At 64.2% G+C, this 16,423-nt stretch carries 13 protein-coding genes; 2 read left to right on the forward strand and 11 right to left on the reverse strand.

Annotation, left to right across the window (positions count from 1 at the left end; translation table 11 throughout):
• Positions 1-19 precede the first annotated feature (19 nt).
• Positions 20-991 carry a GDP-L-fucose synthase gene (locus Q1M07_RS16820; protein ID WP_300455670.1) on the reverse strand — a complete coding sequence of 324 codons (972 nt, stop codon included), beginning with the start codon at positions 989-991 and terminating at the stop codon, positions 20-22.
• Between the two features lie 287 nt (positions 992-1,278).
• Between Q1M07_RS16820 and Q1M07_RS16825 the strand changes: the two genes are divergently transcribed.
• Together Q1M07_RS16825 and Q1M07_RS16830 are read left to right on the forward strand one after the other, a co-directional pair.
• Positions 1,279-2,178: an ROK family protein gene (locus tag Q1M07_RS16825; protein ID WP_300455672.1), complete on the forward strand. Its 900-nt coding sequence runs from the start codon at positions 1,279-1,281 to the stop codon at positions 2,176-2,178.
• 1 nt (position 2,179) lies between these two features.
• Positions 2,180-3,406: a nitrate/nitrite transporter gene (locus Q1M07_RS16830; RefSeq protein WP_300455674.1), complete on the forward strand. Its 1,227-nt coding sequence runs from the start codon at positions 2,180-2,182 to the stop codon at positions 3,404-3,406.
• Between the two features lie 46 nt (positions 3,407-3,452).
• Here Q1M07_RS16830 and Q1M07_RS16835 read toward each other — a convergent pair whose 3' ends face one another.
• The 10 genes from Q1M07_RS16835 to Q1M07_RS16880 form a co-directional block, all read right to left on the reverse strand.
• Positions 3,453-4,715 carry a hypothetical protein gene (locus Q1M07_RS16835; protein WP_300455676.1) on the reverse strand — a complete coding sequence of 421 codons (1,263 nt, stop codon included), beginning with the start codon at positions 4,713-4,715 and terminating at the stop codon, positions 3,453-3,455.
• Between the two features lie 73 nt (positions 4,716-4,788).
• Complete coding sequence (locus Q1M07_RS16840; RefSeq protein WP_300455775.1) at positions 4,789-6,261, reverse strand: exopolyphosphatase; 1,473 nt, start codon at positions 6,259-6,261, stop codon at positions 4,789-4,791.
• A gap of 337 nt (positions 6,262-6,598) precedes the next feature.
• Positions 6,599-8,608 (reverse strand): primosomal protein N', encoded by a 2,010-nt coding sequence (locus Q1M07_RS16845; RefSeq protein WP_300455678.1) that lies wholly within the window; start codon positions 8,606-8,608, stop codon positions 6,599-6,601.
• A 337-nt stretch (positions 8,609-8,945) separates the two neighbouring features.
• Positions 8,946-10,025, reverse strand: coding sequence for a uroporphyrinogen decarboxylase (gene hemE / locus Q1M07_RS16850; protein WP_300455680.1), 1,080 nt, complete (start codon positions 10,023-10,025; stop codon positions 8,946-8,948).
• A gap of 169 nt (positions 10,026-10,194) precedes the next feature.
• A complete protein-coding gene (locus tag Q1M07_RS16855) occupies positions 10,195-10,632 on the reverse strand; it encodes a hypothetical protein (protein ID WP_300455682.1) in 438 nt (145 codons plus the stop codon).
• A 19-nt stretch (positions 10,633-10,651) separates the two neighbouring features.
• Positions 10,652-11,047: a CBS domain-containing protein gene (locus Q1M07_RS16860; protein ID WP_300455684.1), complete on the reverse strand. Its 396-nt coding sequence runs from the start codon at positions 11,045-11,047 to the stop codon at positions 10,652-10,654.
• A gap of 61 nt (positions 11,048-11,108) precedes the next feature.
• Entirely contained in the window at positions 11,109-11,456 is a 348-nt protein-coding gene (locus Q1M07_RS16865; protein ID WP_300455687.1) for a transcriptional regulator, read from the reverse strand.
• Positions 11,453-12,952: a DUF1538 domain-containing protein gene (locus Q1M07_RS16870; protein WP_300455690.1), complete on the reverse strand. Its 1,500-nt coding sequence runs from the start codon at positions 12,950-12,952 to the stop codon at positions 11,453-11,455. The genes Q1M07_RS16865 and Q1M07_RS16870 overlap by 4 nt, the downstream gene beginning before the upstream one ends.
• 283 nt (positions 12,953-13,235) lie before the next feature.
• The gene (locus Q1M07_RS16875; protein WP_300455693.1) at positions 13,236-15,536 is read right to left on the reverse strand and encodes a VWA domain-containing protein; all 2,301 of its coding nucleotides are present in this window, start codon (positions 15,534-15,536) and stop codon (positions 13,236-13,238) included.
• Complete coding sequence (locus Q1M07_RS16880; protein ID WP_300455696.1) at positions 15,536-16,348, reverse strand: CbbQ/NirQ/NorQ/GpvN family protein; 813 nt, start codon at positions 16,346-16,348, stop codon at positions 15,536-15,538. Before Q1M07_RS16880 ends, Q1M07_RS16875 begins: the two co-directional genes overlap by 1 nt.
• Between the last annotated feature and the right edge of the window lie 75 nt (positions 16,349-16,423).

Below are 16,423 nucleotides of genomic sequence, written 5' to 3' on the forward strand. Positions count from 1 at the left end.
TCGATCTTTCGCCAAATCGTCACGGCAAGCGCCGCGCGGCGCTGTGCTCGAGGAAATCATGGTAGGCTCTTGTCAAGCCTTCTTTGAGGCCGACGCTGGGTTTCCAGCCGAGCGAGGCAATCCGGCTGCTGTCCATGAGCTTCCTCGGAGTATCGTCGGGTCGGCCAAGGTCGAACTCGACGCTACCCTGATAAGCCACCGTTTCAGCAATCGCTTCCGCCAATTCCCGAATCGTGATGTCTACGCCACAACCGACGTTGATATGGCTTCGCATCGGCTGCGTATGGGCATCGTAAATCGCCTTATCGAGGTTCATGACGTGTACGCTGGCGGCCGCCATGTCGTCGACGTAAAGAAACTCACGGCGCGGCGTTCCGGTGCCCCAGATGGTCACGGCGGGTGCATTACCGATTTTGGCTTCGTGGAAACGGCGAATCAGCGCCGGCACCACGTGGCTGTTTTCCGGATGATAGTTGTCCCCCGGACCGTAGAGATTGGTCGGTATGAGACTGCGGTAATCGCAATCGTACTGGCGATTGTAGCTCTCACACAGCTTGATGCCGGCGAGCTTGGCAATGGCGTACGGTTCGTTGGCCGGCGCCAGTGTCCCGGTCAACACCGCCTCTTCGCGCATGGGTTGTGGGGCGAGCCTGGGGTAAATGCAACTCGAACCCAAGAACAAAAGCCTCTGCACCCCAGCGCGCCAGGCCTCATGAATGACATTGGCTTCGATCATCAAGTTTTGATAGATGAATTCGGCGGGAAAGGTGCTGTCCGCGTGAATACCGCCGACTCGTGCCGCGGCCAGGTAAACCTGGTCCGGCCGATTGGCCGCAAAGAAATCTCGCACCGCCGCCTGATCGGTCAATTCCAGCTCGGCGTGAGTGCGCACGACGATATTTTCCTCACCCTGTCGCCGAAGCGCGGAGCAAATGGCAGAACCTACCATGCCCCGGTGGCCCGCTACGTAAATCTTGGGTTGTGTACTCATGGAACCCGAATTCTACCCGCTCAGCGGGGGTTTTGAAAACGACGCTGGCCGACGGACCTGTCGGAGTTCGGGCAACAACGCAAGCCGCATGGCGTTGCCGGCGGCTTGCGGCAGGCTGGAAAGAATGCCATCATAATCGGCACGTCTGCTCCCACCAGGGAAAGCACTGGAGTGCGCAGCGCGGCGGAAAGCGAAAGCCTGCAGAATCGCCTCGAGGCCGTCGCCTGAACACATGCGGGAGCGGCCTCGGGCGTTTTCCGACCGTCTCCCACCCTGGAGCCATGAGATTGCGGATCGGAATTGACTTGGGCGGTAGCAAGATCGAAATCGTCGGCCTCGACGAGTCCGGTCGGATTCGGCTGCGTAGGCGACGGCCGACGCCACAGGGCGACTACCCAGGAACGCTGCGGACGATTGGCGAACTCGTCGCCACGATCGAAAGCGAACTAGGCCAGAAAGGCACCGTCGGAATTGGCATCCCCGGCACCGAGTCGACGATCGGCAAGGGCATCAAGAATGCCAACTCCACCTGGCTGATCGGCAGACCATTGCGGGACGACCTTCAGCAATTGCTGCAACGCGAAGTTCGTCTGGCCAACGACGCCAACTGCTTCGCCCTGTCGGAAGCCATCGATGGTGCCGGACAGGGAGCGGCTGTCGTGTTCGGTGCCATTCTCGGCACCGGAGTCGGCGGAGGCATCGTGGTGCATCGGCAAGTGCTCACCGGGGTCAATCGCATCGCCGGCGAGTGGGGGCACAACGCCCTGCCCGAACTGGCTAACGAAAGCCTGCTCCCGCGCGACTGTTACTGTGGGCGCGTCGGCTGCATCGAGACCTGGCTGTCCGGTCCCGGACTGTGTGCCGACCACGCGCGCCATGGCGGCGCATCGCTTACGGCCGAAGAGATCGGCGCCCGCGCGGCAACCGGCGACGCGGCCTGCGACGCCACGCTCCAGCGCTACGAGCGTCGTCTGGCCAGCGCCCTGGCGCAGGTGGTCAACATTCTGGATCCCGACGTAATCGTACTTGGCGGCGGCTTGTCGAACATCGAGCGTTTGTACCATGCGGTACCGAAGCTGTGGGCAGCCCACATCTTTTCTGACGTCGTACACACGCGCCTGCTGCGCAACGTACATGGGGATTCGTCCGGCGTACGCGGCGCTGCCTGGCTCTGGAACGACCATTGACATGACGCAAGCGGCTCTTCGCCCGACCGTACTCTGGCTGAGACTCTTTCTGCCCTTCGCCGGCGCCTACTTCCTTTCCTATCTCTACCGGACGGCGAACGCCGTCATCGGACCGGTGCTAAGCGCGGAGCTTGGGCTCAGCGCCGGTCATCTCGGCCTGCTGACCAGCGCCTATTTCCTGGCTTTCGCGGCCGCGCAACTCCCGCTCGGGATGTTCCTCGACCGTTTCGGTGCGCGACGTGTCGAAGCGAGCCTGCTGCTGGTCGCCGCCGCGGGCGCCGCGCTGTTTGCGCTGGGCAACTCCATCGGCCACCTGGCGTTGGCGCGCGGCCTGATCGGACTCGGCGTGTCGGCGTGCCTGATGGCCGCCTTCAAGGCCTTCTCGCAGTTTTTTACGGTCGACCGTCAAGCCTCGCTTACCGGCTGGATCATGACGTCCGGCGGCCTCGGTGCGCTGGCCGCCAGCGCGCCACTCGAAGCCGCCCTGCAAGTCGTCGGCTGGCGGGAGATTTTTCTCGCCCTGGCCGTCCTGACTCTCGCCGTCGCCGCCTGGCTGTTCCTCAGCGTACCCGAGCGCGACGACGGGCGCGCGCCCGAACCGTTGGCAGCGCAGTGGGCCGGCGTCCGAGAGATTTTCGCCAGCGCACATTTCTGGCGCTTCGCGCCCCTCGGACTTACCCTGATCGGCGGCTTCATGGCCGTCCAGAGCTTGTGGTCTATCTCCTGGTTGATGCAGGCCAACGGCTACACGCGCGCCGCAGCGGCCGACCACCTGGCGGGCATGAGCAGCGCGATGCTGCTTGCCTATCTGCTGATCGGCCTGCTGGCCACCGGGCTGGCCAGGCGTGGCGTCAAGCCGATCATGCTGCTTGCCGCCGGGCTTGCTCTTTCGCTCGTCACCCTGGGACTGATCGCCATGCGCGTCAGCGAACACACTTACTGGCTATGGATCGCCTACGGCAGCTTCTCGAGTTTTGGCACACTGGCTTACTCGCAAGCCGCCGCAGGTTTTGCGGTAGCGCTCTCGGGTCGCGCCAACACGGCCTTCAACCTGATGGTTTTCGTCGGCGCCTTCGGCATCCAGTGGGGACTCGGACTGCTCATCGATCTCCTGCAGGCACAGGGGCAGACGGCAGCGCTGGCGTACCGCGACACCTTCCTGGTCCTGCTCGGCGTGCAGGTCGCGGCCTACGCCTGGTTTCTGGTTGCTGGTCGCCGCAGGCCCTGACCGCCAAGCGCCGCGCAGGGACCCCGACGATCATGCGCGCAACGGTTCAACGGTAGAGCGGCAAGGCGGCGAGACGGCTTTCGATGTCAGCCATCAACTGCCGGTAGGCGGGGTTGCCGCGACCGCCGTAGCGACGGGTAAACTCGGCTTGCGAAAGATATTCGGGCAATCCGCCGAGTGGCGGAACGAGGTCGGCGTCGGTCGGCGTGCGCCGCAGCAAGTCCTCTAGACGCGGCGACCCGTCGGCAACCAGTTTCCCGAAACGGGTACCGGCACGGTCGGCCGCCAGGTCGGCGAACGAAAAGCCGCTGCCATGACGAGAGTCCTCGATCTCCTTGTAAACGCCGATCGCGTTCGCCGCGGGCTCACCTGCCCACGCCGCCAGTGCGGCCGAAATGGCGAAATGCTGTGCACTGTCGCCGCGGCCCGACAGCATCAGCTTGACGGAGCGTGGCCGTGGCCACTGCCTGGATTCGGGCAGCACGGTGGCGAGGTCTTGGCCGGACAGATAGATCGCCAACACCAGCAGGGCCGAACGACGCGCCTGCGGCGACGTTTCACCCGACCGCGCCAGCAGCGGCCCGAGAATCTCGGGCAGTGGAACCCGAGCGCGCGGCGCGTAATGGTCGACCAGGCCGGCGAAGGCTCGCTGGGCGGCTTCGACATGGCTCAAATCGTCGGCCGTGAATGCCAGCGAGCGCGCCCGATCGAGAATCTCCGGCGCCCACACGTAGCTCACGCCAACCATCCCCCGTGCCGCGTCGAAGACCAGTCCGCGAATGCTTTGCCGCGCGAGTTCCCACTCCTGTCCAAAGCCGGCCAAGCTCACCGCCGAGGCCATGAGCAGTTCCGCCAACGCCACGGGAACCGGCAGCGACCCGAGGCTCGCCGAGGCGACGCGCGGCTCGCCCGACGATTCCCGAAACACCGCGCTCAGGTTCAGGTAATGCGGCCCAGGAATGCCGGGAACGCGCAGCGACAAGCGGATCTCGGCCGACTCCTCGGCCAATACGAAAGCGCCGCGTCCGTGCAGACGGCGGCTCGCCAGGTGATTGATGCCATCGTCGATCAAGGCCGCCGGAAGGTCGGCGGTTCGTTCGTCACCGCGCTGCAGTCGGCGCGGATCGTTGCTGGCCAAAAGGCGGCGGGCCTGAGCGATGGAACTGGGGGAGATTGTCTCGCCGCGGCTGACGCGCGGCGTCGGCTCGAGTGCCGCCAGCAGAAGCATGGCCATCCCGAAAAGCAAGAGCAGCAGGAATGCCGCCAGCCGGACCAGGAAACGGATCACGGATGCGTCGCTGTCACGCAACGGCGACCATCCACGTCGCGGAAACGCCGTGAGCTTCCCGTTTGCCGGCCGAAACCGTTGCACCTCTCCCCGCTCATGCCTGACGCCTGGCGGACAGCGACTCGCCGCTACCGACCTCAAGCGAGAAACCTGCCTTCCTGAGCCGGCGCGCCTCGATCTGAAGATCGGCGAGCGTCAACGGGTGCTGCTCGAGCCAGCCAGCCGGAAAACCCAATTCGAGTCGTTGCCGGTCAACACGCAGGCTAAGCGCCGGCAACGCCTCGCCACTGCGGCCGCGATGTAACACTACGGCCAGGCGCAGGAGCACGCACAGGCGCCGCGCCGGACGCGCCCAGCCGCGGGGCAGATGGGCAAAGGCGTCGGCCGGAAAAGAGCGCCGGTGGCGGCCGACCAGCGCCGACAACAGCCGCTGGTCGTCGCGCGAGTAGCCCGGCAGATCGGAATGTTCGATGACGTAGGCGCCATGCCGGTGATAGCGGTCGTGCGTCAGCAGAAGGCCGATCTCGTGCAGGCGAGCCGCGCGTTCGAGAACGTTGCGCGTTTCCTGGCCCGTCAACTGCCATTTCGCGCGCACCTGCCGCAGCAGGTCGACCGCCGTGCCGCTCACCCGCCCGGCTTGCGCCTCGTCGAGACCGAAGCGGCTGATGACATCGGCTATGGTCCGGTCGCGCACATCCTCATGGCGAATTCGACCCAGCAGGTCATAGATCAGCCCCTCGCGCAAAGCGCCTTCGGATACCTCGAGTTGCTGCACACCGAGCGCCTCGCAGATACCATGCAGAACGACGAAACCGCCGGTGAAAACCCTCGCCCGAGCGGGGTCGAGTTGCCAGCGGCTGGCGATCTGCGCCGTGTCGCGCATCTCGAGCAGTGCGGCGCGCAAGCGGCGCAAGGCGTCGAGTGTGATTCCCTCGCGACTCCAGCCCTCGCTCACCACAACATCCTGGATCGCCTTGATGGAACCCGATGCGCCGGTCACGACTTCCCAGCCGCGCGCCAGATACTCCTCACGCACCGGTTCCAGATTCAACTGAACGAGCAATTCGGCTTCGCGCAAGCGGCCAGCCGTCACCCGACCGTCACCGAAACAGCCGCGGCTGAGGCTGACACAACCCATGCGCAGACTCGCGAGGTGCAAGGAATCGAACTTCTCGCCGATGATCAGTTCGGTGCTGCCGCCGCCGATGTCGACCACCAGACGCTGACCGGAAACATCGCCGACACTGTGCGCAACGCCTAGGTAGATCAGTCGCGCCTCTTCCTGACCGGCGACGATCTCGACCCGATGCCCGAGAACCTCCTCGGCGCGAGCCACGAATTCGGCGCTGTTGCGCGCCTGCCGCAGGGTGTTGGTACCGACGATGCGGACTCGCGCCGCCGGAATATGGCGCAGGCGCTGGCCGAAGCGCGCCAGACAGTCGAGGGCCCGCTGTTGCGACTCGGCGGACAGCCGGTTGCGGCCATCGAGACCGGCGGCGAGCTGCACCATTTCGCGCAGCCGGTCGAGAACCTGCACCTGCCCGTTGGCGATCCGGGCAACGATCATGTGAAAGCTGTTCGAACCGAGGTCGATCGCCGCTACAAAGTCGGAAGACAAGTCGAGACTCCTAGCACTGGTCAGCAGAAAAGCCGATCCCGGCGGATCGCCGGGTCATCCGCAAGGGCTGGCGCCAGGAGAGAAGTCTCGGCTTCGTCGCGTGGGCCGCCGGCCGGCACCGGTTTGGCGAAGCCGAGCCTCGTCTCCCGGCGCGCAAGACGATATCCGATCTCGTCCCGGCATGCCGTGAAATACGGCACGCCACGCAGCTGGCACTGGCCGGCGGCGTAAGGGCAGTATCCCTGCGCCCGGCGCCCGAGTCAATTGTTGCCTAAGCGCGTCGCGATCAGAATTCTCCAGGATCGACTTCCAGATGCCAGCGCAGCCGCGCTGGCAAACGAACGCTGTCGAGCTGACTTACCCAAAGCGCGAGAAACCTCTGCAGAATCCGCCGTGAAGCGGATTCGACAAGCAGTTGCCCGCGTTCCAGACTGGCCCGGCGCGAAAGACGCATCGGCACCGGGTCGTAGAGCGTCACCTCGGGATGCGCCAGCACCGCCGGAGAAGCGCGCGCCACAACGAGAAAGTTCAAAGCATCGGCCATCTTCGGCGCCTCCGCCCGCAACACGGCCTGGTGCGTGTAGGGCGGAAAGCCGGCCCGCTGCCGCTCGCCAAGCTGCGTCATGGCAAAGGTCGGATAGTCGTGGCAAGCCAGAGTGGCGTACAGTGGGTGATCGGGAAACTGCGTCTGGATCAAAACCTCGCCGGGCCGCTCGGCACGGCCGGCGCGCCCGGCAACCTGCATCAATTGCGCGAAAAGGCGCTCGGGGGCGCGCCAATCGGCAGCAAACAAAGCGGCGTCGGGGGCCACGACACCGACCAGCGTGAGTCTTGGAAAATCATGTCCCTTGGCCAACATCTGTGTGCCGACCAGAATGTCGGCTTCGCCGCCGTGAATCTTCGCGACGAGTGCTTCCCACTGCCGGCGGCTGTTCGCCGAATCCCGATCGACACGCAGTATGCGGGCCTGGGGAAAGCGTTCCGCGAGCACCGCTTCCAGACGTTGCGTGCCACGGCCGAACGCGCTCACGTCCTGGTTGCCGCAGGTCGGACAGGATTTCGGAACGGCGGCCTGAAACCCGCAGTGGTGACAACGCAAGCAACGGTCAAAAAGGTGCAGGACGAGGTTGGCCGCACAGCGATGGCAGCGCGAGATCCAGCCGCAGGCTAGGCAGGCGAGCACCGGTGCGTAACCGCGCCGATTGAGGAAGAGCAGGCTTTGCTCGGAGCGTGCCAGGCGTTGCTCGATGGCCAGCAGCAGGGCGCTGGACAGGCCGTCGTGCGGCTTGTCGACACGCGTATCGATGCGCCGCACGACGGGCAGGCGCGCACCGTCGATCGCTCTTTCGTGCAACGACAAGAGGCGATAGCGCCCGCCGCCGGCACAGTTGGCCCAGCTCTCGAACGACGGAGTCGCCGAACCGAGAACAATCGCGATGCGGCGCTGATGCGCCCGGAAGACGGCCAGGTCGCGCGCCGAATAGCGCACCCCATCCTGTTGCTTGTACGAAGCGTCGTGCTCTTCGTCGACGATGATCAGACCGAGTTCGGGCAAGGGGGTAAACACGGCCAGCCGCGTCCCGAGGACGATCCGCGCGCTGCCGGTAAGCGCCGCCCGCCAGTTCCGACTGCGCGCCGCCTCGCCGAGTTCGCTGTGCAGACTGACCAGCCCGGCAGCCGGAAAACGCGCCGCAACGCGAGCTTCGAGCTGCGGCGTGAGGTTGATCTCGGGGACCAGAAGCAGAATCTGTCGTCCAGCCGCCAGCGTGGCGTCGACCAGGCGCAGATACACCTCGGTCTTACCGCTACCGGTCACGCCGTGCAGGAGAAAGGCGTGGAAACCGTCGCCGCAAGCCGCTATCGCCGCCAGCGCCGCGCTCTGTTCCGCCGTCAGATCCGGTGCCGGCTGCACCACGGGATGCGCCGCCGACGGCCGATGCCGGCGCTCCAGCGGCGGAGTGAGCGAACGCAGGCCGGCCGGAACAGCGGACAACATGACCTGGCCGAGCGGCGCGTGATAGTAGTCGGCGCAGAACTCTGTAAGACGAAGCCAGTCGGCAGGCAGCGGCGGCAGGTCGCGCAGGACGACCTCGAAGGTTTTGAGCTGCGCAAGCGGAATGACGCTGTCCGCCGCCAGGTCGACGATGATGCCGATCTTCCGGTGCCGGCCGAACGGCACACGTACTCGACAGCCGATGTCGTCGGTCGACAGGACTCCACCTTCGGGAACTCGATAGTCGAAGAAGCGACGCAGGGGTACATCGAGCGCAACACGGGCAATCTGCGGCGGAGGCATCGGATCGGGAAGGTGATTCGGGGCAAGGAGAAAAGGCGGCAGGTAACTTAGGGGACGAAGCTCGCGCCAGTTCTGTCAATCCGGCGTAAGGTGCTCAGTAATCAGAGCTTTCGACCCCATGCACAGCTTCTGTGGATAAATCTGTGAATCGAGGCTCCAACAAGTGCCGCAAAGGCCCTTCCAGCAAGGGTTTCAGGACATTGCCGGAAAAATAGGCGCCGCACAATGTCCATAAAAATCATCAAGTTATACATACGCCGTTGATTTCCGGCGAAATTTCCGCGCGCATGAAGAATGCACGGCAATTCTGTGAATAAGTCAACTGGTCAGCGACAAATCATTCACTTCTCTGGCGCAGCATCCGGCTGTGCTGATGTACAGCGTCTACCAGCGCAGCGACGTTGTCGGGTGGCGTGAACTGCGAGATGCCGTGCCCGAGATTGAAGACGTGTCCGGTGGTCTGCCCCGGACCAAAACTGTCGAGGATTTTCCGGGCCTCGGCGGCGACCGTGTCGGGCGAAGCGAACAGCACGGCCGGATCGAGGTTACCCTGCAACGCGACGCGATGACCGACTCGCCGGCGCGCTTCACCGATATCGATCGTCCAGTCGACTCCGATCGCGTCGCAACCGCTGTCAGCGATCGCCTCCAGCCACAGACTTCCACCCTTGGTGAACACGATCGAGGGAACCCGCTCGCCTCCTTTCTCGCGGATCAGCCGGTCGAGGATGCGCTGCATGTAATACAACGAAAACTCCCGGTACGCCACCGACGACAGCGAGCCGCCCCAGGAATCGAAAATCATCACCGCCTGCGCGCCGGATTCGATCTGCGCGTTCAGATAAGCGGCAACCGCGTCGGCGGTAACCGACAGAATGCGATGCAGGAGGTCCGGACGCTCGTAGAGCATCCCCTTGATGCCGCGATAGTCGCTGCTCGCCGCCCCTTCGACCATGTAGCAGGCGAGCGTGTAGGGGCTGCCCGAGAAGCCGATCAGCGGCACGGAATTGTGCAGCGCACGCCTGATTTCGGCCACCGCGTCCATGACGTAACGCAGGTGATCCCAGGGGTCTGGCGCGGTCAGATCGCGAATGGCCCATTCCTCGCGCAGCGGACGTTCGAAACGAGGACCCTCGCCGTCGGTGAAATACAGGCCGAGACCCATCGCGTCGGGAACGGTCAGAATATCGGAGAACAGAATCGCCGCATCGAGATCGTAACGGGCCAGCGGCTGCAGCGTGACTTCACAGGCCAGCGCCGGGTTCTTGCACAGTTGAAGAAAACTGCCGGCGCGTTTACGCGTCTCGCAGTACTCGGGCAGATAGCGGCCAGCCTGGCGCATCAGCCACACCGGTGTGTGCTCGTTGGGCTCCCTGAGCAGGGCGCGCAGAAAACTGTCGTTGCAGGGTCGGGTCACGTTGCACTCCAGCGGCGAGAGGAATACGCCGGAAAGTCCCGATTATCCGCTTTTCCCCGTCGCTTGCGCGCGCCGGCCGAGCTGGGGAAGCCAAGTACCCTGGCACGGGCGAAGGTTCTTGCGTAGTTGCCACACCAGAACGCTGCCCGCATCGAGGAGCCGCGCCGCCTTACTCGAGGACGCTCAAAGGCAGCGGCGCCATCTCCTTGTAGAGCAGAGGAAGCGGAGGTTTGCACGCAACGGTGACGATGCGCGTCCCCGGCGGATAGATCAGGTGGTAGGTCAAAAACATGTGCGCCTCTTCGTGGCCGAGAAGCAGCGCGCGTAGCGCCACATAGCCCGGCTGGCCGAGAACGCTGACTTCCCGGTAAGTGTGCCGATTGAGTTGGATAGACCGTTGGCCAAGGACGAGCTCCGGCGTCTGCGGGCCGAGCAGCTCGTGCACCAGGAAACGCCGCACTTCGGGCAGGAGGATCACGCCGACACAATCCTCGCCCACCAGCCATTCGACCGCCCTTCCCTCGCCGCCTGGGTCTGGGAGATGATCGCCGAAAGCCTGGCACCAGCGCGGGAAGTAGGCCGCGTAGCGGCGGACGATCCGGTCCACGGGCTGAGCTCGGCGTCGGCTAGCGATCTCGCAAGGCACGCTCGATCAGGCTGCCGACGACATCGGTATCCGAAACGAAACCCTGCAAGTCGTTGTTGTCGATGACCAGCACATGTTTGACCGAATACTGGATCATCAGTCGCGCCAGGTAGCGGATGTCGAGGTGCTGGGAAACCTGCAGCACCGGCTTCTGGGCAATGTCGTATACATTGAGCAGGTCGATGTCGCCGTCCTCGGCAATCACTGACCGCGCGATGTCGCGATAGGCGATCACACCGTAGGCGTCGCCCGAGTGGCGCTTCTCGACGACCAGCGAGCGGACGCCATGCTCTTTCATCATCACCAGCACCTCGCGCACGGTCGCCAGCGGATCGATGGTGATGACATCCTTCTTCATGATTCCGGCAACCAGCATCGCAGGAACTCCTTCCGTAAATGATTTTTGTCAGACCCTTGGCGGCGCACCGGCAGGCGGTTCACAGATCCTCTTCGACCTCGCGCCGAAAAGCCTGCAACTGCGCCCGACTGATGCCGACGACACTGCCCAGGGACAGCGAAAAAGCGAGACCGCCTCCCGGTTCGTCAAGCTTCATTTCGACCTTGACCGAACGCAGAATGCGCATCGCCATCTGTTTCTCGACGACGCACAGCAACACCGATTCCTTGCGCTCGAGACCGAGGCCGAGAAAGGTCTTCCGTTCGTTGTGGCGCAGACCTTTGCCCTTGAGAATCGTCAGGCCCGTCGCTCCGGCCTGTTTGAGGATACCGACCGCGCGGTTCTCCTCCTCTTCCGGAACGATCAGCACCACAGCAGAAAATCTCATCGCGTTCTCTCCTTGACGGGAAGCCTCGACAAGCGCCACGAGGCGAGTATCCCATAAGACATGACGATAATCATCGGTAGCAGCGAAGCGAAGGCGATCAGGCCGAAGCCGTCGATCAGCGGGTCGCGGCCTGGCGTCCGCTCGGCCAATCCGACACCAAGCGCCGTCACCAGCGGCACGGTCACCGTGGAAGTGGTCACGCCGCCGCAATCATAGGCAATCGGAACGATGAAGCGGGGCGCCACGCGCGTCATCGCCAGCACCAGCAGGTAACCGGGGATCAGCCAGTAAGCGATGTTGGTGCCGTCGATGATGCGCAGGCAGCCGACGACGATACCGATGCCGACGCCGACCGAGACCAGCGAACGCAGCCAGAGGCCCTTCAACTGCCCGAGGCTGACTTCGTCGGCCTTGATCGACAGAGCGATCAGCGCCGGCTCGGCCATCGTCGTCGCAAAACCGATCAGAAAGCCGTACAGATACACCGCCCACATGGCGACACCGTCGCCCATCAGCCCGCGGGTCATATCGTCGCCGAGCGGAAAGAGCCCGACCTGCAGCCCTTCGTCGAAGAGAAAGAGTCCGACCGCGACCAGTACCATGCCCACGGCCAGTCCCTTCGGATCGGCCAGCGGTCGGCGCAGGACGACGAAACTCGAGAACAGCACGACAGCGATGATCGGCAGCAGGTTCCTGACCATGACCAGAAAGTCGACCAGCATTGCCCACGCCACGTACTGGTGCTGATCGTCGCTCGGCAGCATCGAAACCGCGGTACCGGCCGCCGCCGGGACAAAGAACAGAATGCCGTAGACCTGGATGACGATCATCGGCGCCAGTGCGCCAAAAGCGATCAGGCCGAAGCCGTCGAGCATCGGGTTGCGGCCGCGGATACTGGTCGCCAGACCGACGCCCAAGGCCGTCAACAACGGCGCCGTGACGGTCGAAGCAACGACGCCGCCCGAGTCGAAGGCCAAGCCGACCAGTTGCGGCGGAGCGAACATGGTCAATACAATGACGATCAGGTAGGCAGGGATCAGGTAGTTGCCGATCGCGTGCCCGAGGACGATGCGCCAGACGCCGACCATCACGGCCAGACCGACTCCCAGCGCGGCAACCAGGCGCAGCGTCAGGGCGCCCATGCTGCCGCCGGAAACGGCTTCGGCCTTGTAGGCGACGGCCATCAGCGCCGGCTCGGCGGCTACCGAGGCAAAGCTGACGCAGAAGGCGAAGAGCATCAGCCAAAAGAAAGAGCCGCGACGGGCGAAATCGAAGGCCATCGTCTCGCCGGCCGGGAAAATCGCGGCATCGAGCCCCTTGACGAACAACGCCAGGCCGAGAAGGACGGCGGCAAAACCGCCGACCAGCGCCAAGCTGCTGTCCGGCAGGCGCTGGATGAAAAACACTTGAAAGACCAGGACGACGACGAGCGTCGGCGCCAGATCGCGTGCCGCTTCGTGGAGAAGTTCGCGGATGACGCGAACCAGCGAACCCATGCCCATGTCGCCCCCCCTAATACACGTTGATCGGCCTCACGGTCCGGCCAGGCAAGACGGTAATAGACGGGAAAATGGGAATCATCGGCTCGGTAAGCAGTCGTCGGATCGGCTGTCAAATCTTGACACTCGCTCGAACGTTGCCACAAAAGGACTGTCGCATCAAGATATTGTTGGCGTGAGCGTGCCACGAGCAAGGAGTCTGCCCAGTCCCGTGCCGTGCCGCGCCCTACCGAACACGCCCGGCCCCTCGTGTACGAGCCGAACAAACAACGACTCCCGCCTACCGGGTCAGCGCCATGAACAATTCCGGCAACCGCTGGGGAAGCCTCCCGACGTTGTCGATGACCGAATAGCGCCGACCGAAGATGTCGCTCACGTAGTCGTCAGCCCGGCGATCGAGGCTGATGCAATAGGTGAAAATTCCCTGCCGGTCCACCTCGCCGACCGCCTGACGAGCGTCCTCGATCAGCAGGCGCTCGTCCTGTACGTCGACATCCGACGGTTGACCGTCGGTCAGGATCAGCAACAGCCGCTTCTCGGCCGGCTGCGCGGCAAGATAATGCGCCGCGTGACGCATCGCGCCGCCGATACGCGTCGAATAGCCGGCCCGCATCGCCGCCAGCCGGCGCTTGACCGCATCACCCCAGGGCTCGCTGAAACCCTTCAGGTGCAGGTAGCGCAGGTCATGCCGAGTGTCCGAGTGGAAACCGGCGATCGCCAGAGGATCGCCCAGTTGCTCTATCGACCAGGCGAGCAGAGAGACCGCCTCCTGACTCAGCTCGAGCACCGTCTGCTCGCCGCCGGCGACACGGACCTTGTCACCCAGCGACTGCGACAGATCGAGCAGCAGCAGCACGGCAAGGTTGCGCCCGTTCCGGCGATGGCTCAGGTTGATCCGCGGGTCGGGGCTGCGACCACTCTTGAGGTCGATCAGTGAGCGCAGCGCGATGTCGAGATCGAGCTCGCTACCATCTTCCTGGTAACGTATGCGCACTTTGTCCTGTGGCCGCAGCAGATCGAGCAGACGTTTCAGCCGCCCGGCCAAGACGGCGTGCTTGTCGAGCAGCCGGTCGATCAGTCCGGCATCGCCCGACGGATGCAGCGATTCGTAAAGGCTCACCCAATCCGGCCGATACGTCCCGCTCAGATAGTCCCACTCGGGATAGTGGCGCGGTGGCAAGTAATCGACCTCGGCGACGACGGGGGCCGGACGCGGCTCGTCGAACGACTCTTCGTCGTCGCTCAGCTCATGGAATCGCCACAGATGGCGATTGTCGTCGCGGTAGCCGATTTCCGTGTCGGCGAAGACGACGTCAGCCAGTTGATCGCTTTGCCGGCGCGTGCGTGCGACATAAGCCAGCGCCAGCGTCGCAATGTGCTCGCTACTCGACTCGCCAGTCGCCATGGTTTGTCTGAAGCGATCGACGAAGTCGCGCAAGGTGGCGTCGAGATAGCCGTGTCGCTCGTCGAGCAGCGCCCGCGACAACATCGCCAGACGATGGCGCAGACAGGAGTGTGTTTCCGGGTTGCAGGCGCCTTCGACGGGCTTGGGATGCAGCGCGAGAAATACACGGTGCAGCCCCGGATACTGCCGCAGGATCAGCGTCTCGATCCGGCAATCTTCGAAAAATTCGATCGCCATGCGCTGTTGCGGGCTGAAGTTGTCGGCGAACATCGGCCGGCTCCAGCGGCGGTGCCCGGCAATGTGGGCCAATATCGCACGGTAGCGGTCGATGCCGGAAACCCCCGCGACATCGTCGAGCACGTCCGGCAGGCGAATCCCGAAGGCATCATAGTACGGGAAGACGGGCGGCCGCTCGGCAGAGACCGCAAGACGGGGCGGGGCCGCATAGGGGACGAGCGTGCTGCCGTCAGCCCATAGGCCGCGCAAGTAGAGGTCGAGCAGTCGTTCGTGGTCGACCAGCAGGGTGCCGTGCCGCTCGCGCTGGAAGACCGCTCGACTGTCGGCCGATTGCAGGCTGAAATAGGCACGCTGACCTTCCGGGTGTCGGGAGTAGTGGCGAATGCCATACTCCACCCAGTTGCGCAAGCCAGCGATCGTCAGGCCGTCGAGCAGGGTCGGCGCGTGCGTGAAGAATTCCGGCAAGGCCGGGCTGGCGAAAGTCTTGTGGATACCGTGGATGGAGCCGGAAGTACGCTCCATCATTTCGCACGCCAGGTCGAGGTAATGCTGCATCGGCTGGCGCGCCGCCAGCCGACGAGCGACCGCGGCGAGCGTCTGCAGAAAAGGCGTGATGGCCTTGCCATTCGGCGACTTCGCCATCGCCTGCAGGGTTCCGGCGATCGCCGGCAGCGCGTCTTCGCCAAGGATTCTGGCCACCGTCGGCCACTCTTCGAGAAATGCCAGCAGCGGCTCGACACCGCGCCCCATGCGGCCGAGAAAGCGTGCGCAATCGACGTAGGCGTCGACGCCGTCCGGCGACAAAGCGGCCAAGGCGTCGAGCAGACAGTTCTCGAAGACTACGGCAAGCTGCGGAAAGCGGCAGTCGAGTTGCGCGCGGTAGCCCGCCAGACGCCGTGGCCAGTCGTCCGTGATACCGCGTGTCAACGTCGCGGACACTACACCGTGCCGGCGAAAACGGCGTCGATCGCGTGGTCCAACGTATCGCGAATATCGCGATCGTCGGTGATCGGCCGCACGAGGGCCATCCGGCAGGCATCGCCGGGCGCCACGCCGCCCTTGATCAGGGTAGCGGCGTAGACCAGGAGCCGTGTCGAGATCCCTTCGTCCAGGCCATGCCCCTTCAAACGACGCGCCGCTGCGCCGACGCTCACCAGTTGAACCGCCAACGCCGCGTCGACGCCGCTTTCGCGGGCGATGATCGCCGTTTCCAGCTCGGCGCCGGGATAGTCGAACTCGAAAGCCGTGAAACGCTGCTTGGTGGACTGTTTCAGATCCTTCATGAGACTTTGGTAGCCCGGGTTGTACGAGATGACCAGCTGGAAGTCGGCGTGAGCGTGGATCAACTCGCCCTTCTTGTCGAGCGGCAAGGTGCGCCGGTGATCGGTCAAGGGGTGGATGACCACCGTCGTGTCCTGGCGCGCTTCGACAATCTCGTCGAGATAGCAGATGGCGCCGATGCGCGCCGCGGTGGTCAGCGGGCCATCGAGCCAGCGCGTGCCGTTGGCGTCAAGCAGGTAGCGCCCGACAAGGTCCGACGCCGTCATGTCTTCGTTGCAGGCGACGGTGATCAGCGGCTTGCCGAGCTTCCACGCCATGTATTCGACAAAGCGCGACTTGCCGCAACCGGTGGGCCCCTTGACCATCACCGGCAGACGCGCCGCATAGGCCGCTTCGTAGAGCGCGACTTCGTTGCGCTGCGGCTGATAGAAGGGTTGCTCGACAACCCTGAACTGCTCTTTGTCGGTCATGGCGGCTCTCAGGTAAGTCAGCGCTGCGCTTCGAGGCTAGGTCGGGCGGCGCAATCGGCAAGGTCGAACCGGGAG

The organism is Accumulibacter sp., assembly GCF_029255285.1.
GTDB lineage: Bacteria > Pseudomonadota > Gammaproteobacteria > Burkholderiales > Rhodocyclaceae > Accumulibacter.